Consider the following 23,855-nt stretch of genomic DNA (forward strand, 5'->3'; position numbering starts at 1 on the left):
TATTAACAGATGTTAACGAGAGGATTTTGCAAATCAGGGGTGAAAATGGCCCCGATTACCGGGCGAAAAACAAACAACAGCATCGGAAGCGGAATACAACGATGAGCCATACAACAAACCACCCTGAGTACAACTACACCGTTGTGCGCCAGTTCACCGTCATGACGATTGTCTGGGGAATTGTCGGTATGTCGGTTGGTGTACTGATCGCAGCCCAGTTGATCTGGCCTGCCCTCAACTTTGATACCCCCTGGCTGACCTACAGTCGCCTGCGTCCCCTGCATACCAACGCGGTCATCTTTGCGTTTGGTTGCAGTGCCCTGATGGCCACCTCCTTCTACGTGGTACAGCGCACCTGCCAGGCAAGACTGTTTGGCGGCCCGCTCGCCTCCTTCGTGTTCTGGGGCTGGCAGGCGATCATCCTCGCCGCCGCCATCAGCCTGCCACTGGGATACACCACCTCCAAGGAGTATGCCGAGCTGGAATGGCCCATCGACATCGCCATCGCCGTGGTATGGGTGAGCTATGCCATTGTCTTCTTCGGCACCCTGGTCAAGCGCACCACCTCCCACATCTATGTGGCGAACTGGTTCTTCGGTGCCTTCATCATCACGGTGGCCGTGCTGCATATCGTCAACAACATGGAAGTGCCACTCTCCGGCATGAAGTCCTACTCCATGTATTCCGGCGCCATGGATGCCATGGTGCAGTGGTGGTATGGCCACAACGCGGTCGGCTTCCTGCTCACCGCCGGCTTCCTGGGGATGATGTACTATTTCGTGCCCAAGCAGGCGGGGCGTCCGGTCTACTCCTACCGCCTCTCCATCGTGCACTTCTGGGCGCTGATCTCCCTCTATATCTGGGCCGGTCCGCACCATCTGCACTACACCGCGTTGCCTGACTGGGCCCAGTCCCTGGGCATGGTGATGTCCCTCATCCTGTTCGTCCCCTCCTGGGGCGGCATGATCAACGGCATCATGACCCTGTCCGGTGCCTGGCACAAGCTGCGCTATGACCCCATCCTGCGCTTCCTGATCGTGTCCCTGTCGTTCTACGGCATGTCCACCTTCGAAGGCCCCATGATGGCGATCAAGACGGTCAACGCCCTCTCCCACTACACAGACTGGACCATAGGTCACGTCCACTCCGGTGCCCTGGGCTGGGTTGCCATGGTATCCATCGGCGCCGTGTATCACTTGATCCCGAACCTGTTCGATCAGGGCCGCATGTACAGCATCCGCCTGATCAACGTCCACTTCTGGCTGGCGACCGTGGGCACAGTGCTCTACATCGTCTCCATGTGGATTTCTGGGGTGATGCAGGGTCTGATGTGGCGTGCGGTCAATGATGACGGCACCCTGACCTACAGCTTCGTGGAGGCGCTGCAAGCTTCCTATCCCTTCTACTTCGTGCGCTTCCTGGGTGGCTGCTTCTTCGTCACCGGCATGCTGCTGATGGCTTACAACGCCTATCGCACCGTCACTGCGCCCAAGGGTTCCCTGGAACCCGTCGCACAGCCAGCCTGATCTGAAGGGGTTTAAAGCATGAGCAACAATAACCGTCACGAAATTTTTGAAAAGAGCGTCCCCATGCTGGTGATAGGCATCATCTTTGCCATCAGCCTGGGGGGCCTGGTCGAGATCACGCCACTGTTCTTCCAGAAGCAGACCAACGAGCCGGTGGAGGGCCTCAAGGCCTACACCGCCCTGCAGATGGAAGGACGCGACATCTACATCCGCGAGGGCTGCACCGTCTGCCACAGCCAGATGATCCGCCCGTTCCGTGCCGAGACCGAGCGCTATGGCCACTACTCGGTCGCCGGTGAGAGCGTGTGGGAGCACCCCTTCCTGTGGGGCTCCAAGCGTACCGGTCCGGATCTGGCCCGGGTCGGCGGCCGCTACTCCGACGACTGGCATCGCGCCCACCTCATCAACCCGCGCGACGTGGTACCGGAATCCAACATGCCCGCCTTCCCCTGGCTCGAGACCAACGTCCTGACCGGTGAGCTGACCGGCAAGAAGCTGGCGCTGTTCCGGGATCACTTCGGGGTGCCCTATACCGATGCCGACATCGAGGGTGCGTCTGAGGCAGTCAAGGGCAAGACCGAGTTGGATGCCCTGGTGGCCTATCTGCAATCACTGGGTCATGCCCTGAAATAAGGAGTCGGGATATGGATTACGGCACATTTCGCGGCCTGTACACCCTGCTGCTGATGATCATCATGATCGGCATCATCGTCTGGGCATACAGCAAACGCCGCAAGGCCTCCTTCGATGAGGCTGCCAACCTGGTCTTTGCCGATGACGAGCAACCCAGTGCTGATAACAAGAACGCAGGAGCGAAGCAATAATGAGCACTTTGTTTAGCATTTTTGTGACCGTCATAAGTCTGGGCACCATACTCGGCTGCTTCCTGCTGCTGATGTGGTGCATGAAGGACAAGATGGGGACCGAAGAGGGCAAGCCCATGGGGCACACCTTCGACGGCATAGAGGAGATCAACAATCCCCTGCCGAAGTGGTGGTCCTATATGTTCCTCTTCTTCATCGTCACCGGTCTCATCTACCTGCTCGCCTTCCCGGGTCTGGGCAACTTCAAGGGTCTGCTGGGCTGGCAGAGCTCCAACCAGGACGTTCGCTCCCTGGCCGAATCCAAGGCGGCGGCTGCCTCTGCCAAGGACGAAGGGCGCGCGGTGGAGTATGATCGGGAACTGGCCAAGGCCGACGAGGTCTATGGCGCCAAGTTCCGTGAGCTGACCTACCAGGCCGACGGCAAGAACTACAAGGAGATCACCGAGATCGCCAAGGACCCGGAAGCCCTGAAAGTGGGTCAGCGTCTGTTCCTGCAGAACTGCTCCCAGTGCCACGGCTCCGATGCCCGCGGTGGTCGCGGTTTCCCGAACCTGACCGACAGCGAATGGCAGTGGGGCGGAGCGCCGGATCAGATCAAGACCACCATCATGGGCGGTCGTCAGGGGATCATGGCCGCCTGGGGCGAGATCCTGGGTCAGGACGGGGTCAAGGAAGTGGCCTCCTACGTGCTGAGCCTCTCCGGTCGCAAGGTGGATCTGGTGGAAGCCAAGAAGGGGGAAGCCCGTTTCGCCATGTGCGCCGCCTGTCACGGCCCGGATGCCAAGGGCGGCATCGCCTTCGGCGCGCCGGATCTCACCAACAACACCTGGTTGTATGGCGGCTCCCGTCAGGTGGTCGAGCAGACCATCACCCATGGGCGTCACGGCGTGATGCCAGCCTGGAAGGATATCCTGGGAGAAGACAAGGTCCACCTGCTGGCGTCCTATGTCTATAGTTTGTCCCACCAGGCGCAGTAAAATAAGCAGTAACATGTGATAAGCACGTGATTACGCAGCAAAAAGCCTCGACTCTTCGAGGCTTTTTGTTATCTTGTGTTGGCTAGAATCCCTCCATTTCGTTAACCATTTGTTTCGGTAGCACCATGACTCAACCTTGGTATCGCCAATTCTGGCCCTGGTTCATCATCGCCCTCCCCTGCGCCGCCGTGGTAGGCAGCATCGCCACCGCCATCATCGCCAGCAAGGATGGGGTCAACCTGGTGGCGGAAGACTATTACAAGCAGGGCAAGGAGATTAATCAGGATCTCAGCAAGTTCGATCGCGCCGAGGCCCTCGGCATCCGCGTCGAGCTCTCGGTCAGCGACAAGGAGCTGACCCTGAAGCCCCTGTCGGGTGAGATCCCCGCCGGTCAGGCGCTGCACCTCTCCCTGTTCCACCCGACCCTGGCCGGTCTGGACAGCGATCATCTGCTCACTGCCGATGGCAAGGGAGTCTATCGCCTGATGCTGGACAAGCCCCTCACCGGCAAGTGGCACATCCGGGTCGATGCCTTCAACCACGAGTGGCGCCTGCAAGAGACGGCGCAGTTGCCGACCAAGGCCCCGGTGGAACTCGATCCCAGGGGACGCTGAACCCGGAATGAGCGGCAGCGTTCATCCAGGCATGACGGCGTCCTCCCTTTTCTCGCCCACGCGGGCAGCTTCCAAGAGGGATAATGACCATGACCGGCTGTTTTCACTGTGGTGAACCGGTTCCCACTGGCAGTGACTTTACCCTGGAGATCAAGGGGATAGTGCAACCCATGTGCTGCCCTGGTTGCCAGGCCGTGGCACAGACCATTCTCGAATGCGGCCTTGCCAGTTACTACGAGCACCGCACCGCCCCCGGCATCAAGGGGGAATTGGTGCCGAGCGAGCTGGCGGCCCTCACCCACTACGATCTGGCCGAAGTGCAGCAGGAGTTCGTCACCGAGACGGGCACGCTGCGGGAAATCCAGCTCAGCGTGGAAGGGCTGACCTGCGCCGCCTGCGCCTGGCTCATCGAGCGCCACCTGATGGGGCTCGCGGGCCTGCATTATGTCAACGTCAATACCACCACCCACCGCGCCCGCATCAAGTGGGATCCGGACAGGCTCTCGTTAAGCGACATCCTCAAGGGGTTCGCCAAGATAGGCTACCGCGCCTACCCCTTCCAGACCCACAGCCAGGAAGCCCTCTACGCCCGCGAGGTGCGCAGCTACATGTTCCGCATGGCGCTGGCTGGTCTTGGCTCCATGCAGGTGATGATGTGCGCCGTGGCGCTCTACATGGATTTCTTCATCAGCGTGGAAGAGGAGTTCATGATCTACTTCAAGTGGATAAGCCTGCTGCTCTCCACCCCCATCATGATCTACTCGGCCCAGCCATTTTACGTGGGCGCCTGGCGCAGCCTGAAACAGGGCCACCTCTCCATGGATGTCTCTGTGTCGCTGGCCCTCATCGGTGCCTTCGTCGCCTCCATCTGGGCCACCGTCTTCAACACGGGTGAGGTCTATTACGACTCCATCACCATGTTCGTTTTCTTCCTGCTGCTGGGGCGCCTGCTCGAGCTGAGGGCCAGGCGCAAGGCGTCCGAGTCCAGCTCCAACCTGGCACGGCTGGTGCCCATCATGGCCACCCGCATCGATGCAGATGGCGAACACGAGGTGCCCGCCAAGACACTGCGGGTGGGGGACAGGGTCCGGGTGCTGGCCGGTGCCACCCTGCCCGCAGACGGCATCATCACCCTGGGGCAGGCCAGCCTCAACGAAGCCATGCTGACCGGCGAGCAACTGCCCCTGCTCAAGCAGGCGGGAGATCCCGTCTTCGCCGGCACCATCAGCACGGATGCGCCGCTGGAGATCCGGGTCAACCACCCCATCGAAGAGTCGCGCCTCGCCCAGATCATGCGGTTGCAGGACAGCGCGCTGGATGACAAACCCGCCATCGCCCAGCTGGCGGATGTGCTCTCCCGCCATTTCATCCTGGTGCTGCTGCTCATCGCCGCCGCGGTCTGGACCTTCTGGCACTTCCATGCCCCGGAGCGGGCCTTCTGGGTCACCCTGTCAGTGCTGGTGGCCACCTGCCCCTGCGCCCTGTCACTGGCGACCCCGACGGCGCTCACCTCAGCCACCGCCCACCTGACCCGCAGCGGCATCCTGCTGCGCCGCGGCCACGTGCTGGATGTGCTGACCCGGGCCAACCGGATCGTGATGGACAAGACAGGTACCCTGACCACCGGCAATATCAGCCTGGTGGGCGTCCAGCCCCTGGCGGAGCTTGGCGAAGACGAGTGCCTGGCCATCGCCCGCGCGCTGGAAGCCTACTCCGAACACCCCATAGCCCGCGCGTTTCGCAGCAAAGGAGCAGACGATGCCGTGCTGCTGGCAGCCAGCGGGGTGACGCCCGTCATCGGCCACGGCATCGAGGGCAGGATCACAGGCAAACATTACCGCATCGGTAGTGCCCGCTGGCTCGGGCTGAGTGACAAACAGAATGCCGCTCAGGGGCTGGCCATCTATCTGGCCGACGAGACTAGGCCGCTGGCCCGCTTCACCCTGGCCGATACCGTGCGTGCGGATGCAGGGGCCTTGATCCAGGCCTTCAAGGCGGCCGGCCTGCAAACCACCATTCTCACCGGCGACAGCTCCCCTCAGGCCGACACTGTTGCCCGTGAACTCGGGGTCGATGAGCTGGTGAAAGGGGTCACCCCAGATGGCAAGCTCGCGTACCTCAAGGCGCGGGAAACGGCTGGGGATATCAGCATCATGGTGGGCGACGGCATCAACGACGCCCCCGTGCTGGCCGGTGCCCATGCCTCCTTCGCCATGGCAGGCGGCACGGATCTGGCCAAGAACAGCGCCGACGCCATCCTGCTGGCCGATGACCTCTCCCGCCTGCTGACGGCGCGCACCCTGGCGCTGCGCACCCGCCGGATCATCCAGGAGAACTTTGCCTGGTCCATCGGTTACAACCTGCTGGTGTTGCCACTCGCGGCAAGCGGCTGGCTGCCCCCCTATCTGGCAGCGGCAGGCATGTCCCTGAGCTCCCTCATAGTCGTCACCAACTCGATGCGTCTCAATCGATGAGCAAGCAGGGAAAACGCTGAACATGTGGCCTGCCTCCGATTCAGGCCACATTTCTCACTGATAGCGGCTGGCCCCCTGCCCGAACAGGGTTACCATGGGGGTCGATTGCCACGGATAAATGTCAAGGTAGTTTCCATGAACATCATTTTTGTCCTCATCCCCATCGCCATCCTGTTCGTCATCATCGCGGGGGCCGTCTTCTTCTGGGCCATTCGCTCGGAGCAGTTCGAGGATCTCGACCGCCAGGGCTCCAACATACTGTTTGACGAGGAGCAACCCGCCACCAAGAGCAAGGATAAGCCGCGCGATGACCAGCAGCCTTGACCTGATGGGGGCCCTGCTGGTGGGGCTGGCAGGTTCAGGCCACTGCATCGCCATGTGCGGTGGCGTCTCTGCCGCCCTCTCCATGGCCATCCCCGCCGAGAAACAGCACTTCTGGGGGCGCCTTGGCTACCTGCTCAACTACAACCTGGGCCGGATCCTGAGTTATGTGCTGGCTGGCGCTCTGGTAGGCGGGCTACTGGCCACCACCAGCGAGCTCGGGGCCGGCAAGCATGCCATCGCCGGCTTGCGCCTCATTGCAGCCCTGCTGATGATAGCCCTCGGCCTCTATCTGGCGGGTTGGTGGCAAGGGATCCTGCTGCTGGAGCGGCTCGGCGCCAAGATGTGGCCCTTCATCAAGCCGCTGGCGGGCAAGTTCATTCCCTTTACGTCGGCCTGGCAGGCGCTCCCCTTTGGCATGGTGTGGGGCTGGCTGCCCTGCGGCCTAGTCTACTCCATGCTGACCTGGAGCGCGGCAGCGGGCTCCGCTGGCGACGGGGCGCTCATCATGCTGAGTTTTGGTTTTGGGACCCTGCCGACCCTGTTTGCCCTGGGCGGGCTGGCAGACAAATTGCGTTACTGGCTGACCCTGCGCAGCCTGCGTCTGGGTGGAGCCTTGCTGCTCATTGCCTATGGGCTGCATACCCTCTGGATCGGGCTGGCGTCCTTTTGAAACCCTATCCAAAACGGATGAGTTGGTGGTAAACTTGTTTGATATAAATCAATTATTCATATGAGCCTATGATCCCGGACAAGAAACCTGGCAGACGTGTTCAGAGCGGTGGCTGTGCAATTCATTGCCAGGATTGCAGCATCAGCCAGCTCTGCATCCCCTTCACCCTGAACGACAGTGAGCTCGATCAGTTGGACAGCATCATCGAGCGCAAGAAGCCGTTCCAGAAGGGTGAGGAACTGTTCAAGGCTGGCGATGAACTGAAATCGCTCTACGCCATCCGCTCCGGGACCATCAAGTCATACACCATCACCGAGCAGGGCGATGAGCAGATCACCGCCTTCCACCTTGCAGGGGATCTGGTCGGTTTCGATGCCATCCACAAGCAGGCGCACCCCTCCTTCGCCCAGGCGTTGGAAACCGCCATGGTGTGCGAGATCCCGTTCGATGTACTCGACGATCTCTCCGGCAAGATGCCCAAGCTTCGCCAGCAGATCATGCGACTGATGAGCAACGAGATCATGGGGGATCAGGAGATGATCTTGCTGCTCTCCAAGAAGAATGCGGAAGAGCGCCTCGCCGCCTTCCTGCACAACCTGTCGGTACGTTTCTCCGAGCGCGGCTTCTCCGCCAAGGAGTTCCGTCTCTCCATGACCCGTGGCGACATCGGCAACTATCTCGGCCTCACCGTCGAGACCATCAGCCGTCTGCTCGGTCGTTTCCAGAAGTCCGGCCTCATCAGTGTCAAGGGCAAATACATTACCGTGCTGGATCACGTGGCCCTCGGCGTCATGGCCGGTGCCACTCGCCCTCCCTGCGGCTGATCACGCCCTTTCCCACTGTATTGCCGGATCGGTTCACCCTGAAATTTGATCCGGCACACCTTCCCGTCTCCCCCCTTGGGCTAAGCTGTAATGGCTAAAGAGTTGCCATCATTGGCGTTTTTGCCAAGGAGGAGAACATGGTCAAGTACCGAAATATTCTGGTGGTGATCAACCCGGAGGAGGAGCGCCAGATCGCGCTCGAGCGCGCGGTCAAGGTCGCCGAGCTGGACGAGGGCGCCCAGCTGACCCTGCTCCTGACGATTTACGATTTCTCGTACGAGATGACAGCCATGCTGTCGGTGGATGAGCGGGAAGAGATGCGCCACGGCGTCATTGCCCAGCGTCGGGAGTGGCTGGACGAGATACTCCAACCCTATCGCGCCAGAGGCCTGGAGTGCGAGATCAAGGTGTTGTGGCACAATCGTCCCTTCGAGTGTGTTATCCAGGAAGTGCTGGAGCATCGCCACGATCTGGTGGTCAAGGCGACCCACAAGCATTCCTTCCTGCAAACCTTCATCTTCACCCCGACCGACTGGCACCTGCTGCGCAAGTGCCCCTGTCCCGTCCTGCTGGTCAAAGAGGGTCACTGGCAGCGGGGCGGCAACATCATCGCCGCCATCAACTGCTCGAGCGATGACCTGGAGCAGAAAGTCCTCAATGAGCGCATCACCCGCGAAGGCGTCGCCATCGCCGATCTGCTTGGATCCAACCTCTATCTGGTCAACACCTACCCCGGCACACCGGTGAATGTGGCCATCGAGCTGCCCGAGTTCGATCCCAACGCTTACAACGATGCCATCCGCAAGCATCACGAAGATCTGCTGCGAGAACATGCCGATCACTTCGGCATCAATCACATGTGGACCAAGGTGGCGGAAGGATTACCGGAGGAGGTGCTGCCTGACATGGCGGACGAGCTCAAGGCCACTTTGATGATCATGGGTTGCGTCGGCCGTACCGGCCTCTCCGCCGCCCTGCTCGGCAACACGGCAGAGCATGTGGTCGATCGGCTCGACTGCGACATCCTGATCCTCAAACCGGACGATTACAGCTGCCCGGTGGATGACAAGCGTCATCCTGCATAAGCGTTTCTTGCCCTCCCCCGGGACATGGCTATAATAAGCCGCTTATTTTTGTCCCGGGTTTGAGGCCATGCTAGAAGAGCTTAACGCCAAAGAGAAATACAGTTTCAACAAGCTGCAGAAACGCCTGCGGCGCAACGTGGGTCAGGCCATCGCCGACTTCAACATGATTGAAGAGGGTGACAAGATCATGGTGTGCCTGTCTGGCGGCAAAGACAGCTTCGCCATGCTCGACATCCTGATGAGCCTGAAGGCCAGCGCCCCCATCCATTTCGATCTCGTGGCCGTCAACCTGGATCAGAAGCAACCCGGCTTCCCCGAACACGTGCTGCCGGAATACCTGGCCACCCTCGGCGTCGACTTCAAGATCGTCGAGGAAGACACCTACTCCATCGTCAAGGACAAGGTGCCGGAAGGCAAGACCACCTGCGCCCTCTGCTCCCGCCTGCGCCGCGGCATTCTCTACCGCACCGCCCAAGAGCTGGGTTGCACCAAGATTGCCCTCGGCCACCACAGGGATGACATCCTCGAGACCCTGTTCCTCAACATGTTCTACGGCGGCAAGCTCAAGTCCATGCCCCCCAAGCTGGTGAGCGACGATGGCAAGAACGTGGTGATCCGCCCCCTGGCCTACTGCAAGGAGAAGGATCTGGTGCGCTATGCGGAGGTCAAGGCCTTCCCCATCATCCCGTGTAACCTGTGCGGCTCGCAGGAGAACCTGCAGCGCAAGGCCATCAAGCAGATGATGCAGGACTGGGATCGCCGATTCCCCGGCCGGATAGAGACCATGTTCACCGCCATTCAGGACGTGATCCCGAGCCACCTGCTCGATCACAAGCTGTTTGACTTCAAGAGCATCAACCGCGACTCCGGCATCATCGACGGCGGCGACAAGGCATTCGATCCCCCCGAGCTGCCGACCGCGCCCCTGCTCAACATCGACGAGATGGACGTGCTGGATGTGATCGAGGTGCGCTGAGCGCCCTGCCAGCCACCACGAAAAAGGAGCGCCATGCGCTCCTTTTCTTTATCTGTCTTTCACCCGGCTTTTTCAGCCCTTGTGCAACCAGGGGGTCAGTCGCAGTATCTCTCCCGCAAGCTGCAACCTGCCCGCCGCGAAATCGGCGAGTTGCTCATTGCGAAGCAGCAGCTGGCCATCCTGCCAGGGGAGTGGTTGCTGACGGGCTCCATCGATGAGGTAGGCGGTGCCGCTCGGCTGCACCAGGGTCACCCGCACCCCCGCCATCTCCGGCAGGAAGTACTTGCCCACCATGCCTGCCAGCTTGTCCAGCAGCGACTGCATCTCCTGCTGGCGTGTCACCACCTCGCTCACCCTGAACCCCTGGCTATCCGACGCTGGGGGCGCATCGGCCATCACCTGTACCGACATGTCGCAGGCGGCGTGTGGTTCGATCAGCTCCACCACCACGGTCGCCTTGTCGAGATTGAGATCGTCGTCATAGGGCAGACGCAGCTCGCTGTCGATGGTCACCTCGGCGGCAACATCCCGATCAAGGGTCGAGACCCTTGCCGAGGCGAGCCCGCAGCGCTGGCCAGTTTGCGGATCGGTCAGATAAAACCCCAGCCTGGCATCACCAAACTCGCCCTTGGCAAAGGTCTTCATCTGGCTGTAGAAGGTGCTGTATTGCAGATCCAGCGAGGGCGCCGCCACGCACAGCGCCGGCACTATCAGCAGACTTGCCGCCATGCCATGTCGAACCAGCTTCATATGCCATCCTTTTGCATCACGCGTTGAAATGATCGGGCCCCTGCCCGGAGGCTGCATTGTCCGCCACTTCGGTCACCTCCACGGCAACCCCACACAGATCCCGATAGAGGATCCCCTTGAGGTTGAAATAGAGGGGGGCCACCCAGATGAGGCCTATGCCCATGGGAATGAGGGCCAGGAAGAACAGCGCCAGCATGACGCCATGCAGCAGCACTATGCTGGGCCAGCCTCGGGCGAACAACTTGAGGGAGACCAGGATGGCCTGGGCCGGTGACAGACCACGCTCCAGCACCAGGGGCACGGTGAACACCAGCCCCATGCCCACCAGGGCAGAAGGAACAAAGGCCAGCATCACCGGCAGCCCCAGCAGCTCGAACAGGGGACCGAACAGGCTGGTGATGAGGCTGCCGAGCAGGCTCAGGGAGCCCAGACGCAGAAAGTGACGGAAGAAGTCGAACACCTGGTTAGGGCGGGCCCGCACGCCCACCGACTGCTGCAGTCCCAGCATGTCGAGAGAAGAGGTCATGGGGGACATGATGACGGTGATGAGCAGGCTCAATATCAGGGCCATGTCCATGTCACCCCCTTCCTGGCTGACATAGGGGGCCAGCAGGGTGTTGCTCAGCAGGATCCAGATTGCCATGACCCCGGCGATGGCCAGCGCCAGACCGAAACCGGTACGACGAGTCTGTTGCCAGGCCTCTTTCAACACCCCTTGCAGGTCCAGACGGTATCCCTGGCTGAGGGACTGTTCGAGGGTTCCACCGATCCGCATTCTATTACTCAATTGACTATCCAACATTCAAATACGACTGTTCCAAGGTGGCACATTATAGCGGTTTGACCGGGCATGCGTAGTCGTTTTTCCTGTTATCTTCCGTTCAGAAAGCCATTGATTTCACTGACAAGGGCACTGTCGCCAGCCCGGTGTTCGTGCCCCGAGGTTGCCTGGCTTGGCCCTCGCCCGGCATGGGCGTAGGATGGATGACCAAGACTCGACAGACTCGCACTCTCGCGCAGTCCATCCCGGATAACCTACACAAGGAAAGCTGCAATGTCCGAACTGACGCTCTATCTCGCCCCCGGTACCTGTGCCATGGCGGTGCGCATCGCCCTGGTGGAAGCCGGTGCCCCGCACCAGATCAAGCGCCTCGATCTCGCCGCCGGGGAGCAACGCACCCCCGCCTATCTTGCCATCAACCCCAAGGGGCGGGTGCCGGCCCTGGTGACCGAGCGCGGCGTACTGACCGAAACCCCGGCCTTGCTGCTGTACGTGGCCCAGCGCTTCCCGGATGCCGGGTTGGCGCCCCTGGATGACCCCTTCCTGCTGGCCAGAATGCAGGAGGTGCATAGCTTCCTCGCTTCGACGGTGCACGTCGCCCATGCCCATGGCCGTCGCGGTAGCCGCTGGGCGGATGACGAACACGCCATCGCTGCCATGAAGGCCAGGATGCCGCAAAACATGCGCGACGGTTTCGCCGAGATAGAGCACCACTATCTGGCCGGTCCCTGGGTATTGGGGGAACGTTTCAGCCTGGCCGATATCTACCTGTTCGTGGTGGCCAGCTGGCTCGCGAGCGACGGGGTCGCCATCGACGAGTTTCCCAAGGTGGCGGCCCATGCCCGACGCATGCTGGCACGCCCCGCCGTGCAGGAGGCCCTGATTCTCTGATCCCCTCCTCTGGTTGTACGGGTGCTCTTCTGGCACCCGTTTTCCTGTGGTCAGCCACTTCATTGAGATCGTTTTCACATTTTCGTCATCTGTTCCTAGACCCGTTAACGGTTAGCGCCTATCTTTCACCTCAACGACGCAACCGGTTGCGTAACCGGTTGCCCAAATAAATATCGACGATGCGGTCACAGGCCGCCGAGGTGTTGTATGAAACGAGGCAAGCTGCTCAATGCTCCCCTGAGTGCTCTGGTGGCACGAATGGGTCATACCGACGAGATCACCGTCTGCGATGCAGGCCTGCCCATTGCGGCGGGGCCTGAGCGCATCGATCTGGCACTGATGGCGGGCACTCCCAGCCTGGACACCGTGCTGACCGCTCTGCTCACCGATCTGGTGGTGGAGAAGGTGATCATGGCGAGCGAAATAAAATTGATCAGCCCGGATGCCCATCAGGCGCTGGTCGCGCAGATCGAGGCTCACGCCCTGACCCAGGGCAAACCCATCGCCGTCGAATATTGCCTGCACGAGGCGTTCAAAGCCCGCTCCCACCAGAGCAAGGCCATCGTGCGCAGCGGCGAGGTCACCCCCTACGCCAATATTATTCTCTGCGCCGGTGTGGCGTTTTAAGCCTCTTCAAGGAAGCTGCAAATGAGCACAACCTCCCCCCTCTCACCCCTTGTTGGGCTCACCGGGAGCGTTAACACGCCCCCCTCGCCCATTCTTGAGCTCACCGGGATCGTCAAGACCTTCCCCGGGGTGCGCGCTCTCGACGAAGCGGGTCTGCGGGTCTACCCGGGTCAGGTGATGGCCTTGCTCGGCGAGAATGGCGCTGGCAAGTCCACCCTGATGAAGGTACTGACCGGCATCTACCAGGCCGATGCCGGCACCGTCAGCTATCGTGGCCAGCCGGTCCACTTCAAGGGACCGCGCGACTCCCAGGATCAGGGGATCAGCATCATCCACCAGGAGCTGAACCTGCTGCCGGAGCTCTCCATCGCCGCCAATATCTTCCTCGGCCGCGAGCCGCGCACCCGCTTTGGCAGCATTGACCACAAGCAACTGCGCGAGCGGGCCAGCACCCTCCTGGCCCGCCTCGGCGTCAAGCACGGGCCGGACACCCGGCTCGGGGATTTGTCGATTGGCGAGCAGCAGATGGTGGAGATCGCCAAGGCGCTGTCATTCGATGCCAGCGTCATCATCATGGACGAGCCCACCGACGCCCTGACCGACACCGAGACAGAGCAGCTGTTCGTGGTCATCCGCGAGCTGCGCGAGCAGGGTTGCGGCATCGTTTACATCTCCCACCGCCTCAAGGAGATCTTCCAGATCTGCGACAGGGTCACCGTGCTGCGCGATGGCAAGTGGATAGGCGAGCAGGCGGTGAGTGAGCTCGACGAAGACAGGATCATCGAGATGATGGTGGGTCGCCGGCTGGAGGAGCAATACCCGCGCCTCGCGCGCGAGCTCGGTCCCGTCAGCCTGCAAGTGAAGGATCTGGCCGGTCCCGGCGTGCGCGGGGTGAGTTTCTCCCTGCGCCAGGGGGAAATTCTCGGCTTCAGCGGCCTGATGGGGTCCGGGCGCACCGAGCTGATGAAGCTCATCTACGGCGCCAGCCCCATCAGCAGCGGCGCGGTCGAAGTCGATGGCAAGGTGCTGGTGCCACGCACCCCCGCCGACGGTCTGGCCGCCGGTATTGCCTACATCTCCGAGGATCGCAAGGGGGATGGCCTGGTGCTGGAGCTCTCGGTACGCGAAAACATGAGCCTGTGCGCCCTCGACGAGTTCATCACTCACGGCAAGATAGACGGCAAGGCCGAGCGCCAGGCGGTGGGTGACTATGTGCGCCTGTTCAACATCAAGACTCCGAGTCAGGATCAGCTGATCAAGCTCCTCTCCGGCGGCAACCAGCAGAAGGTGGCCATCGCCAAGGGGTTGCTGACAAGGCCCAAGGTGCTGATCCTCGACGAGCCGACCCGCGGCGTCGACGTGGGGGCGAAGAAGGAAATTTATCAACTCATCAACCAGTTCAAGAAGGAGGGGATGAGCATCATCCTGGTCTCCTCCGAGATGCCGGAAGTGCTCGGCATGAGTGATCGCATCCTGGTGATGCACGAAGGGCGCATCAGCGCAGAGTTCAACACCCGCGAGGCCAATCAGGAGAAACTGATGGCGGCGGCAGTCGGCAAACAGTGGCAAGCAGAGCAAGAGGCAGCACAATGACAACCCAAACCCTTTCCCGCCGCGGCGTCATGAGCAAGGCCTGGTGGATCGAGAACAAATCCCTGGTAGCGCTGCTGGTGCTGATCGGCGTCGTCTCCTTCCTGAGCCCGAACTTCTTCACCGCCGACAACCTGCTCAACATACTGCGCCAGACCTCGGTCAACGCCATCATGGCGGTCGGCATGACGCTGGTCATCCTCACCGCCGGCATCGACCTGTCGGTCGGCTCTGTGCTGGCCCTGTGCGGCGCCCTGGCGGCCACCATGGTGGCCATGGAGCTGCCCATCTGGCTGGTAGTACCCCTCACCCTGGGGGCCGGTGCCCTGCTCGGCGGCGTCAGCGGCCTCATCATTGCCAAGGGCAAGGTGCAGGCCTTCATCGCCACCCTGGTCACCATGACCGCCCTGCGCGGCGTGACCATGGTCTACACCGAGGGGCGTCCCATCTCCACCGGTTTCAGTGACGGCGCCGATCACTTCGCCTGGCTGGGTACCGGTTACCTGTTCGGCCTGCCGGTGCCCATCTGGCTGATGGCCATCGTCTTCCTGCTGGCCTGGTACCTGCTCAACCACACCCGCCTCGGTCGCTACATCTATGCCCTCGGCGGCAACGAATCGGCCACCCGCCTCTCCGGCATCAACGTGGCCAGGGTCAAGCTCGCGGTCTATGGTTTGTGCGGCATGTTGTCTGCGCTGGCGGGGCTCATCGTCACCTCCCGCCTCTCCTCGGCCCAGCCAACTGCCGGCATGGGTTACGAGCTGGATGCCATCGCCGCCGTGGTGCTGGGTGGCACCAGTCTGATGGGCGGCAAGGGCCGCATCATGGGTACCCTGATCGGGGCGCTCATCATCGGCTTCCTCAACAACGCCCTCAACCTGCTCGACGTATCTTCCTATTACCAGATGATCGCCAAGGCCAGCGTCATTTTGCTCGCCGTGATGATCGATAACAAAAGCAAGTAAGCACACACAAGGAATGAAATGATGAAAAAGCTCAATACCCTGCTCGCTGCCGCCATCATGTCCGTGCTGGGTACCGCCCAGGCCGCCGATCAGACGCTGGCCATGGTGGTCTCCACCCTCAACAACCCCTTCTTCGTCACCATGAAGGAGGGTGCCGAAGCCAAGGCCAAGGAGCTTGGTTACGAGCTGGTGGTGCTGGACTCCCAGAATGACCCGGCCAAGGAGCTCTCCAACGTGGAAGATCTCACCGTGCGCAAGGTCAACGCCATCCTGATCAACCCGACCGACTCAGAAGCGGTGGGCAACGCCATCCGCCTGGCCAACAAGGCCAACATCCCGGTGCTGACCCTGGACCGCGGCGCGGCCCAGGGGGAGGTCAAGGCCCACATCGCCTCCGACAACGTGGCCGGTGGCAAGCTGGCCGGTGACTTCATCACCGAGAAGCTGGGTGCCGGCACCAAGGTGATCCAGCTCGAAGGGATCGCCGGCACCTCTGCCGCCCGTGACCGTGGCGAGGGCTTCGCCCTGGCCGTGGCCGCCAACAAGTTGCAGGTGCTGGCATCCCAGCCCGCCGACTTCGATCGCACCAAGGGTCTGAACGTCATGGAGAACCTGCTGGCGGCCCACCCGACCGTACAGGCGGTGTTCGCCCAGAACGACGAGATGGCGCTGGGTGCCATCCGCGCCGTGCAAGCCGCCGGCAAAGAGGTGATGATCGTCGGCTTCGATGGAACCGACGATGGCAAGGCCGCCGTGGCCAAAGGTAAACTGGCCGCCACCGTGGCCCAGCAGCCGGCGCTGATCGGTGCCATCGGCGTGGAAACCGCCGACAAGGTGCTCAAGGGCCAGCCGGTGGAGCAGTCCATCCCGGTACCGCTGCAAATCGTCAGCAAGTAAGCATGACGGGGGAGGCTCGCCTCCCCCGCTCTCTTACCATGCCTCCCGGCCTGGGTGCTCCAACCCGAGCGTCCAAACCAAGATGCATCAGGAGTAGTCAACATGAATCGTCTCGTCGTTCTGGGCAGTGTCAATGCAGACCATGTGCTGCGCGTTCCCCACTTTCCTCGCCCGGGTGAAACCCTGACCGGTCACAGCTATCAGGTGGTGCCCGGCGGCAAGGGGGCCAATCAGGCGGTGGCCGCCGCTCGCCTCGGTGCTGCCGTCTCCTTTATCGCCCGCATCGGCGACGACGCCATCGGCCGCCAGATGAAGGCGGGCTTCGCCAACGATGGCATCGACGTGAGCGCAGTGGAGCAGGACGAGCACCTCCCCACCGGCATCGCCATCATCTATGTGAGTGACGAGGGGGAGAACAGCATCGGCATCTCCGCCGAGGCCAACGGCGCCCTCACTCCTGCCGTGGTGAAATGCCACGAAGCCTTGATTGCGGATGCCCACACCCTGCTGCTGCAACTGGAAGTACCGCTGGAGAGCGTCTTCGAGGCTGCCCGTCTGGCCCGCACCCACGGCACCCAGGTGGTGCTCAATCCGGCGCCCGCCCGGCCGCTATCGGCCGAGCTGTTGGCGCTGGTGGATCTCATCACCCCCAACCAGACCGAAGCGGAGCTGCTGACCGGGGTCAAGGTGAGTGACGAGGCGAGTGCGGCACAGGCGGCCGCCCGCTTCCACCAAATGGGCATTGGGGAGGTGATGATCACCCTGGGCTCTCAGGGCGTTTATTGCAGCAACGGCCGACAACAGGCGCTCATTCCAGGCTTTCGAGTCGAGGCGGTGGACACCACGGCCGCCGGAGATACCTTCAACGGCGCCCTGCTGGCGGCGGAGCTGGCCGGCGCTGACTTCCATGAGGCGGTGCGCTTCGCCCACGGAGCGGCGGCGCTTTCTGTCACCCGGTTCGGCGCCCAAAGCTCCATTCCGAGCAAGCAGGAGGTCGACACCTTCCTGCAGGCACAAGCGGCGCAGGGGCACTGATGGCCAATATCAAGGAGGTGGCGGCGCGAGCGGGCGTCTCCACCACCACCGTCTCTCACGTCATCAACGAGACCCGTTTCGTGGCCGAGGAGACCCGGGAGCGGGTCTTCAGTGCCATGCGCGATCTCAACTACGCCCCCAGCCTGGTGGCCCGCAGCCTCAAGGTGAAGGAGACCAACAGCATCGGCATGCTGGTCACCACTTCCAGCAACCCCTTCTTCGCCGAGGTGGTGCGCGGGGTGGAGCGCTACTGCTTCGAGCAGGGCTACAACCTGATGCTGGGCAACACCGAGGGGCAGGCCGAGACGGCCCTCTCCTACCTGAAAATGATGTTGCGCAAACGGGTCGACGGTCTGCTCATCATGTGCAGCGAAGGACAGCAGGAGGTGTTCAACCAGCTCGACTGGCTCAAGAGCCTGCCGGTGGTGGTGATGGACTGGGGCATGGAGAGCAAGGAGGTGGATCTCATCGCCGACAACTCCCATCGCGGCGGCTATCTCGCCACCCGCCATCTCCTTTCACTCGGTCATACCGACATCGGCTGCATCACCGGGCCCCACCGCCGCGCCCCAGCCAATCAGCGCCTGGCTGGCTTCGAGCAGGCCATGCAGGAGGCCGGACGGGCCATCAATCCGGCCTGGATCCAGGAGGGGGATTTCGACTGCGCCAGCGGCTTTGCCGCCATGACCCGCCTGCTTGCCCTGCCTGCACGCCCCACCGCCCTCTTCGTCTGCAATGACATGATGGCGATGGGGGTCATCAGTGCCGCCCATCAAGCCGGGCTCGTCATACCGCGGGATCTCTCCCTCGTCGGCTATGACAACGTGGCACTGGCCGAGTTTATGTCCCCCCCGCTGACCACGGTCAATCAACCGAAAGAGGAACTGGGTCGCCTCGCCGTCACCCGCTTGCTGGCGCGGATCAACGGTGAACGGATAGATAATCGCATGATCACCGTGGACCCAGATATGGTGATCAGAGACTCCTGCGCCCCCTTCCCGCCCCCCGCGGCCCTCCACCCGCAGTGATTTGCTCAAAACGACAAGGGCGGCCTCGGGCCGCCCTTGTCGTTTTCCTTCATCGCCACCGAGTCAACAGGGCTCCCGCTGTTTCCTCATCTCCCCTTCTTGCTCTTCTGCCGGGCGACCCAGACGCAACAGCCCCAATTGCCGCGCCAGGGGCTGCAACAAGACATCGTGATCCGAGGGGTCGGGCAGCCAGTAGCGCACCGGCCAGCCCGCGCGCAACAGTGCGGGGGCGCGACTGCCCAGCTCACGCAATGCCAGTACGCAGCCGCGCTGGCTGACTTTTTCCAGCAGGGCGGCATCCTCCGTCAGGGTCGGCAGCGCCAGGATAAGCACTTTCTCTTCCAAGGGGGGCAGGTAGGCCAGGACATGAGCCAGCTGAGACTGCTGATGGAGCACCAGCAGCAACGGCTGCTGATGCTCGGCGTCCGTCAGCAACCTGGCCACCACTTGTCCCAGCACACCGCGCTCCTGCATCCAGTCCATGTCGCACCCCTGCTGTCCCACCCGCCAGCGCAGGCTGATGTTCAGCACCCGCTGCCCCCGCTCATCCTCCAGGGTCTGTGATATCGTCTCCAGCGGCGAGGGTGCCGTCCCTGCCAACCACTCCCGCAACTGATGCAGCTGACGCTGACTCATGCTCAGGGAGGCCTTCATCGCTGGCTGGAACCAGATCAGGGTCGCATTGTCCCGCTTGGCCTGATTCAGTGCCAGTATGGCCTGCTCCAACAGCTGATCCGCGTCCTCCCCTTCCATAGCCCTGGCTACCCCGAAACGACAGGCAAGATCGAAGCTGCTCTCCCGGGTCACGAACTCGAACTGCAACAGGCTCACCATGGCGTCCATCTGGGATTCGAGGCCGGGCTGCTCGCCGGCCAGGACCACTGCAAATTCGTCCCCCCCCAGCCGGTAAGCCCGACCAGGATAGGCTTGCCGCAGCCGGGCGGAGACCGCCTGCAGCAGGCGATCGCCGACCTGGTAACCGAGCAGATCATTGACCTGCTTGAACCGTTTCAGATCCAGCACCACCAGGGCCTGGGCATGATTGCGCTGCAGGGATTGTCTGAGCTGTCCCTGCAAGGCGCGGCGATTGCCAAGCCGGGTCATGGGGTCGAGCAGGGAGAGGCGGCGATTCTGCAGATTGGTACGGATCAGGGCAAACACCAGCACGCCTCCCATCACCAGCAGGATCAATTGCCAGATCTGGATCCAGAACAGGCTCTGGCGCAGTTGATTGAGCGAGGCTTCCCGCTCCTGCCCGGAGAGAATATGATCCCCTATCTGCTCCACCTGGCGGGTCAGTGCTGCAATCCGGGCCTGCGAACGGACAAGGGCCTTGCCCTCTTGCAGCTTACCGGCCTGCATCTGGGGTTCGAGTGCCTTGACCTCCTCAAACAACCTGGCCAGCACGCTTCCCAATCCATGACGAGTGCGCGCATCGGCGGTTTCGCTGCTGACCAGAAACACATCCAGCCGATTCCACAGCAGATCGTAATCCAGGCTCAGGGTCTCCATCTCGAGGGCTCCCGCCCGATAGAGGCGCAAATCGTAAAGGAAACGCTGGGATTCCAGCATGACCTGGCTGATGTTCCAGTGGGTGTTGCGATAGAACATATCGACCAGTTGCTCGTGCCGATTCTGCAGCAACAGTCCCCAGACGGAAGAAAAGAGAAACAGCAGAGAGATGGCCGCGAGCAGCAGATTGTGGCGCTGTCGACGAGTCACGGGATGACCTCGATGCGCACCAGTTGCCACACCATGTAGCTGTGGATGGAGGAGACATCGAGTTCAGGATATTCCGAGAAGGGCATCAGCAGCCAGACTGGCCCCTTGTTGCGACGGGTCAACGGCTTGTCATCCTGATAGCGCACCAGAGTCAGCGGCACTTGGGCAAACCGGGCAAGATTGAACTGTTGTTGATAGTCATTGAGGCCGGTCACCCGGACTTGAGTGACATCCTTGAGCCCCTGAGCCACCAGCATCGCCTTCAGGGTCGGGCCACGATAACGGTGAACCCCGACGGTCCAGGGGGTCGCCGTCTCGAACTCTGTCTGCGGCAAGGCGGCCAGTGTCGCCTCATCCAGAGGGATCTCCCGCTTGTCTGGCAGGATCAGCAGCAACAGAGGTGAGGAAGCGGCGGCCTGAGTGCTGAACGTTGTCAGCACCAGCAGAAGAAAAACGGTCCCACGCTTGAAAATGTCCATATACCTTGCGCCAGCTGCATCCTCTATTTTACGGGTCAGTGTGGCGGCTTCATTGAGCCAATGCAACTATGTTGTGACTCAATAGACTATGGTCCACGCATCTCCATCCAGTTATGACCGTCGATCTGTTTGGGCTGGTGTATGCCGCAGCTTTGCAACAATTCGTCCACGAAAGCCGGCACCAGCAGGGAGGCAGGGCCATAGCGCTTCTCGTCAAACTGGCTGCCAACCTCGCTCGGCTCCAGGTTGAGCTCGACCGTGTGAGCACCGTTGAGGCCCGCCTCATGCACAAACCCCGCCGCTGGATAGACGGCACCCGAGGTGCCAATGGAGATGAAGAGATCGCATTGCGCCAGTGCCGAGTAGATGCGATCCAGTCCGAGCGGCATCTCGCCAAACCAGACCACATGAGGCCGCAACGGCTGGGGCAACTGGCAGCAGGAGCAGAGCTCCGCCTGATGAAGCTCCCCGCGCCACTCGATCACCTGCCCGGAAACCGGGCAACGGGCCTTGAGTAGCTCTCCGTGCATGTGAATGAGGTTCTTGCTGCCGGCGCTCTCGTGCAGGTTGTCGATGTTCTGGGTGACCAGGGTCACGCGACCCGGCAGCAGGCGCTCGAGGCGTGCGAGGGCATAATGGGCGGGATTGGGGTGGATCTCGACTCGTTGCAACTGATGGCGCCGTGCGTTGTAAAAGCGTTGCACCAGCTCAGGATCCCGTGCGTAGCCCTCCGGGGTGGCCACGTCTTCCACCCTGTGCTCCTCCCACAGGCCGTCGCAGGCCCGAAAGGTCTTGATACCGGATTCGGCCGAGATGCCGGCGCCGGTGAGGATCACGATATGTTTGGCTGACTGCACCATGGTTGATTTCCTCCAACGGGTGACAGGCTGACCTTAGCACAGCAGGTCGGCCCGGCACATTCGCCCTTGGTCTTATGCATGTCGGGGCATCAGGGTATCGAGGACGCTCAAGTCCAGCCGGACAAACACCATCTCCCGGCCCGTCACCAGGGTGAGCGGAAGCCCCAACCCCTTCAGCAGGGCCAGCATGGGACGATTCTGTCCGAGCACCTCGGCGGTCCACTCGCGGATCCCCTCCCCGCGCGCCAGCAGGGCCAGCGCCAGCAAGAGGCGGCGCCCGGCGCCCCGATGCTGAAAATGATCCGCGACTATGCAGGAGAACTCGGCCCTGTCGGTATGCAGACGGCGCCGGATGGACTGGGCCATGGCCAGCGGAGCGCCTTGTTCGTCGGTGAGCAGCAAGCCTATCTGGGGCGCTCTGGGATAGTCCAGAAAGAAGGCGAGCTGCTCGGCGGTGGCGGGCTGCTTGGCGCGCATGAAGCGCAGATAGACACTCTGCTCGCTCAGGGCCTCGTAGGCCGCCTTCAGCCGCTCAGGATCGGCGCCGGCCAGCTCCTGCAGCCGGCAGGGGATGCCACCCACCTCCATCATCAAGGGCAGCGCGGCCCGCGAGCCGGGGTGCACCCAGCCCGTCAGGGCCCGCTGCAGGCGCGCCTCATCGGGAGGCCAGCAGAGGTAGCGCGCCACCGGCTACCAGCGCCCCGCCATGCCGAGATCCTGCCACTGGGCGGCATCCTGCAGGTTGAAGGGATCGTCGAGATAGAGCGCCAGGCCGAGCTCGCGAGCCCGCCCGATAAAGCGCGCCAGCAGGGAGTCCGCGGCCATCGCCTCCAGCTCCGGCAGCAGATGCTGCCCCAGCAGCAGGCTCTGGAGCGGCAGTCGCTCCAGCTGATCGAAAGGCAGGTGCTGGGCATTGTCGAGCAGCAGGGCGAGCCTGGCCCCCGCCAGACTCGCCTGCAACACCAGGGCGAAGCGATCCGCCTGGCTCAGCAGGTGATCCCGCCGGTGGATGACCAGGGTCAGCTCGCTCGCCTGCCGGCCATGCTGCTCCAGCCATGCCTTGAGGGGCTCCCAGTGCGGGGGCAGGCTGCTCACGGCCAGCCAGACCGGCAGAGGGCAAGAGGCCGCATCCGCCAGCAAACCAAGCTGACCCCGCGCCTCTCCCTGCCAGCTGCGAATGGTGCGCTTCAAGCCACCCAGTCTGCGTTGACGCTGCGGCCCCAGATAGAGCGTCTTGAGCAGACGCAGCAGATCGTCGCTCTGCAGCGGTTTGGCCAACGCGGCCAGCACGTTGAAACCGGCGTCGTGCAGCAGGCGTCTGGCCCCGTCAATCAGGGTCTGATCGTGGGCGGACAGCAATATGATGGGCAAACGACGGTACTGGGGGTGGTTCATCAAGAGACTGATGGCATCTTGCTCCGCCAGACTGAGATCGCAGACCAGCAGTCCCACATCCCCCTCTTCCAGCACCTGCAGGCAACCCTCGCCGTCCTGCACCCAGTGGCAGGGCAGTCCCAGCGCCTGGATCTCCTGCTGGATGCAGGCTCCCTGGAAGGGATGATCCTCGAGCAGCAGGATCTGGAGCTGGGCGAGCCACTCCCGCCACCCCTGCTCCCGAACCTCCACCCCCTCAAGCCAGGGATCCGACAGGCGATAAATCCCCACCCCTGGGGTCTGCAGCCGCGGCAGATAGTCGGTTCCCGCATGGGAGGCGGGATCGAACAGGGCGATGGCCCCGGCGGCGAACAACCCCTCCCACTGCCAGCTCGCGTCGGGTCGAGTACGGTGCAGGCTGGCATAGGCCGGCAAGCCTGCCTCCTTTGCTGCCCGGTGTGAGACAGCGTCCAGGGCATAGACGCTGACGGGGTGAAATACGGGTTCCTGGCTGACATCAGACTCCAGCAACGCCAATAACTCTTCATCTGTGATGATCATT

25 protein-coding genes are annotated in these 23,855 nt (G+C 62.2%); 18 read left to right on the forward strand and 7 right to left on the reverse strand.

Features of this window, described 5'->3' with window-relative positions; translation table 11 throughout:
- Positions 1-101 precede the first annotated feature (101 nt).
- The 11 genes from ccoN to ttcA all read left to right on the forward strand — a co-directional run bounded on the left by ccoN (position 102) and on the right by ttcA (position 10,294).
- Entirely contained in the window at positions 102-1,526 is a 1,425-nt protein-coding gene (gene ccoN, locus KI797_RS10140) for a cytochrome-c oxidase, cbb3-type subunit I (RefSeq protein WP_005329626.1), read from the forward strand.
- Between the two features lie 18 nt (positions 1,527-1,544).
- Complete coding sequence (gene ccoO, locus KI797_RS10145) at positions 1,545-2,159, forward strand: cytochrome-c oxidase, cbb3-type subunit II (protein ID WP_005329630.1); 615 nt, start codon at positions 1,545-1,547, stop codon at positions 2,157-2,159.
- 11 nt (positions 2,160-2,170) lie between these two features.
- The gene (locus KI797_RS10150; RefSeq protein ID WP_005329633.1) at positions 2,171-2,350 is read left to right on the forward strand and encodes a cbb3-type cytochrome oxidase subunit 3; all 180 of its coding nucleotides are present in this window, start codon (positions 2,171-2,173) and stop codon (positions 2,348-2,350) included.
- On the forward strand, positions 2,350-3,327 hold the full coding sequence (gene ccoP, locus KI797_RS10155; protein ID WP_042648242.1) for a cytochrome-c oxidase, cbb3-type subunit III: 978 nt from the start codon (positions 2,350-2,352) through the stop codon (positions 3,325-3,327). Before KI797_RS10150 ends, ccoP begins: the two co-directional genes overlap by 1 nt.
- 125 nt (positions 3,328-3,452) lie before the next feature.
- Entirely contained in the window at positions 3,453-3,941 is a 489-nt protein-coding gene (locus KI797_RS10160; protein ID WP_005329637.1) for a FixH family protein, read from the forward strand.
- Positions 3,942-4,030: 89 nt separating this feature from the next.
- Positions 4,031-6,415, forward strand: a complete 2,385-nt coding sequence (locus KI797_RS10165; RefSeq protein ID WP_226172900.1) for a heavy metal translocating P-type ATPase — start codon at positions 4,031-4,033, stop codon at positions 6,413-6,415.
- A 135-nt stretch (positions 6,416-6,550) separates the two neighbouring features.
- Positions 6,551-6,739 carry a cbb3-type cytochrome oxidase assembly protein CcoS gene (gene ccoS / locus KI797_RS10170; RefSeq protein WP_005329639.1) on the forward strand — a complete coding sequence of 63 codons (189 nt, stop codon included), beginning with the start codon at positions 6,551-6,553 and terminating at the stop codon, positions 6,737-6,739.
- Entirely contained in the window at positions 6,723-7,409 is a 687-nt protein-coding gene (locus KI797_RS10175; RefSeq protein WP_041205801.1) for a sulfite exporter TauE/SafE family protein, read from the forward strand. The genes ccoS and KI797_RS10175 overlap by 17 nt, the downstream gene beginning before the upstream one ends.
- A 68-nt stretch (positions 7,410-7,477) precedes the next feature.
- On the forward strand, positions 7,478-8,233 hold the full coding sequence (locus KI797_RS10180; protein WP_005329643.1) for an FNR family transcription factor: 756 nt from the start codon (positions 7,478-7,480) through the stop codon (positions 8,231-8,233).
- Between the two features lie 137 nt (positions 8,234-8,370).
- Positions 8,371-9,318 (forward strand): universal stress protein UspE, encoded by a 948-nt coding sequence (uspE, locus tag KI797_RS10185; RefSeq protein WP_042648241.1) that lies wholly within the window; start codon positions 8,371-8,373, stop codon positions 9,316-9,318.
- Positions 9,319-9,385: 67 nt separating this feature from the next.
- Positions 9,386-10,294, forward strand: a complete 909-nt coding sequence (ttcA, locus tag KI797_RS10190; protein ID WP_042648240.1) for a tRNA 2-thiocytidine(32) synthetase TtcA — start codon at positions 9,386-9,388, stop codon at positions 10,292-10,294.
- Positions 10,295-10,366: 72 nt separating this feature from the next.
- On the opposite strand, the gene KI797_RS10195 is transcribed toward ttcA, so the two are convergent.
- Entirely contained in the window at positions 10,367-11,044 is a 678-nt protein-coding gene (locus KI797_RS10195) for a DUF2987 domain-containing protein (RefSeq protein ID WP_139750708.1), read from the reverse strand.
- 16 nt (positions 11,045-11,060) lie between these two features.
- On the reverse strand, positions 11,061-11,819 hold the full coding sequence (locus KI797_RS10200) for a DUF2189 domain-containing protein (protein WP_042648238.1): 759 nt from the start codon (positions 11,817-11,819) through the stop codon (positions 11,061-11,063).
- Between the two features lie 279 nt (positions 11,820-12,098).
- Between KI797_RS10200 and KI797_RS10205 the strand changes: the two genes are divergently transcribed.
- The 7 genes from KI797_RS10205 to KI797_RS10235 all read left to right on the forward strand — a co-directional run bounded on the left by KI797_RS10205 (position 12,099) and on the right by KI797_RS10235 (position 18,858).
- On the forward strand, positions 12,099-12,716 hold the full coding sequence (locus KI797_RS10205) for a glutathione S-transferase family protein (protein WP_171269822.1): 618 nt from the start codon (positions 12,099-12,101) through the stop codon (positions 12,714-12,716).
- 207 nt (positions 12,717-12,923) lie between these two features.
- Positions 12,924-13,343 carry a D-ribose pyranase gene (gene rbsD / locus KI797_RS10210; RefSeq protein WP_226172903.1) on the forward strand — a complete coding sequence of 140 codons (420 nt, stop codon included), beginning with the start codon at positions 12,924-12,926 and terminating at the stop codon, positions 13,341-13,343.
- 21 nt (positions 13,344-13,364) lie between these two features.
- A complete protein-coding gene (rbsA, locus tag KI797_RS10215) occupies positions 13,365-14,936 on the forward strand; it encodes a ribose ABC transporter ATP-binding protein RbsA (protein ID WP_161507192.1) in 1,572 nt (523 codons plus the stop codon).
- The gene (gene rbsC, locus KI797_RS10220; protein ID WP_041205806.1) at positions 14,933-15,898 is read left to right on the forward strand and encodes a ribose ABC transporter permease; all 966 of its coding nucleotides are present in this window, start codon (positions 14,933-14,935) and stop codon (positions 15,896-15,898) included. Before rbsA ends, rbsC begins: the two co-directional genes overlap by 4 nt.
- Before the next feature lie 21 nt (positions 15,899-15,919).
- Positions 15,920-16,795, forward strand: a complete 876-nt coding sequence (gene rbsB, locus KI797_RS10225; RefSeq protein WP_041205808.1) for a ribose ABC transporter substrate-binding protein RbsB — start codon at positions 15,920-15,922, stop codon at positions 16,793-16,795.
- Positions 16,796-16,897: 102 nt separating this feature from the next.
- Complete coding sequence (rbsK, locus tag KI797_RS10230) at positions 16,898-17,830, forward strand: ribokinase (protein WP_226172906.1); 933 nt, start codon at positions 16,898-16,900, stop codon at positions 17,828-17,830.
- Positions 17,830-18,858, forward strand: a complete 1,029-nt coding sequence (locus KI797_RS10235) for a substrate-binding domain-containing protein (RefSeq protein ID WP_226172910.1) — start codon at positions 17,830-17,832, stop codon at positions 18,856-18,858. Before rbsK ends, KI797_RS10235 begins: the two co-directional genes overlap by 1 nt.
- A gap of 63 nt (positions 18,859-18,921) precedes the next feature.
- Here the strand turns inward: KI797_RS10235 and KI797_RS10240 are convergent, their stop codons facing one another.
- The 5 genes from KI797_RS10240 to KI797_RS10260 form a co-directional block, all read right to left on the reverse strand.
- The gene (locus tag KI797_RS10240; RefSeq protein WP_226172912.1) at positions 18,922-20,580 is read right to left on the reverse strand and encodes a GGDEF domain-containing protein; all 1,659 of its coding nucleotides are present in this window, start codon (positions 20,578-20,580) and stop codon (positions 18,922-18,924) included.
- On the reverse strand, positions 20,577-21,059 hold the full coding sequence (locus KI797_RS10245; RefSeq protein WP_005329679.1) for a hypothetical protein: 483 nt from the start codon (positions 21,057-21,059) through the stop codon (positions 20,577-20,579). Before KI797_RS10245 ends, KI797_RS10240 begins: the two co-directional genes overlap by 4 nt.
- 86 nt (positions 21,060-21,145) lie before the next feature.
- The gene (gene cobB / locus KI797_RS10250) at positions 21,146-21,919 is read right to left on the reverse strand and encodes a Sir2 family NAD+-dependent deacetylase (RefSeq protein WP_161507196.1); all 774 of its coding nucleotides are present in this window, start codon (positions 21,917-21,919) and stop codon (positions 21,146-21,148) included.
- A gap of 72 nt (positions 21,920-21,991) precedes the next feature.
- Positions 21,992-22,606 (reverse strand): GNAT family N-acetyltransferase, encoded by a 615-nt coding sequence (locus KI797_RS10255; protein WP_226172914.1) that lies wholly within the window; start codon positions 22,604-22,606, stop codon positions 21,992-21,994.
- Between the two features lie 3 nt (positions 22,607-22,609).
- Positions 22,610-23,854 carry a response regulator gene (locus KI797_RS10260; protein ID WP_226172916.1) on the reverse strand — a complete coding sequence of 415 codons (1,245 nt, stop codon included), beginning with the start codon at positions 23,852-23,854 and terminating at the stop codon, positions 22,610-22,612.
- Between the last annotated feature and the right edge of the window lies 1 nt (position 23,855).

Source organism: Aeromonas media, assembly GCF_020423125.1.
In the GTDB taxonomy this organism is placed as follows: Bacteria; Pseudomonadota; Gammaproteobacteria; order Enterobacterales; family Aeromonadaceae; genus Aeromonas; species Aeromonas media.